Origin of the sequence: Lactococcus fujiensis JCM 16395 (genome assembly GCF_002441655.1) — a bacterium.
Taxonomy (GTDB): Bacteria; Bacillota; Bacilli; order Lactobacillales; family Streptococcaceae; genus Lactococcus; species Lactococcus fujiensis.
This window is the reverse complement of sequence record NZ_JXJU01000060.1, coordinates 1-484: the sequence shown is the minus strand read 5'-3', so window position 1 is coordinate 484 and position 484 is coordinate 1. Positions and strand designations below refer to the sequence as shown.

General features: G+C 25.0%; 1 protein-coding gene. It reads left to right on the top strand.

Annotated elements, in window-relative coordinates; all coding sequences use genetic code 11:
- The first annotated feature begins 184 nt into the window (after window positions 1-184).
- Window positions 185-481 (top strand): helix-turn-helix domain-containing protein, encoded by a 297-nt coding sequence (locus tag RT41_RS10270; RefSeq protein WP_096819313.1) that lies wholly within the window; start codon window positions 185-187, stop codon window positions 479-481.
- The last annotated feature ends 3 nt before the right edge of the window (window positions 482-484 follow it).

The following is a 484-nucleotide window of genomic DNA, read 5'->3' as shown; positions in this document are numbered from 1 at the left end:
TCTAAGATTTAAGGATAACATCAAAGTGTATAATAAATGTAAGGAATGTTTTTAAATAAACTTAATTAAAATAAATGGAAAAGTAAAATATAAAAATATTCAAGAATTGGGAAAATACCTACTATTACTATATGTATCAAGCTTATTAGTTAATATTTGGTTTTGGAAAAGGAAAATAGTCAAAATGGAAAATAGCAAAACCTATGGTAGTGCTTACAAAGAACTACGACTATCAAAAAAGTTCACATTAAAAGAAGCTGCAGGCACTTCTATATCTATAGGACAATTATCTAATTTCGAAAATGGGAAATCAATTTTAAGAGTAGATAGTTTTTTTTCAGTTCTTAAAAATATTAATGTGACTAATTTAGAATTTGAAGTATCACTTGATAAACATAGTGAAATAAAAGCCTTTCCGTATAATGTTGATTTATCTGATATTTACTTGACAAGAAATACTGATGTTATCCTTAAATCTTAGAGT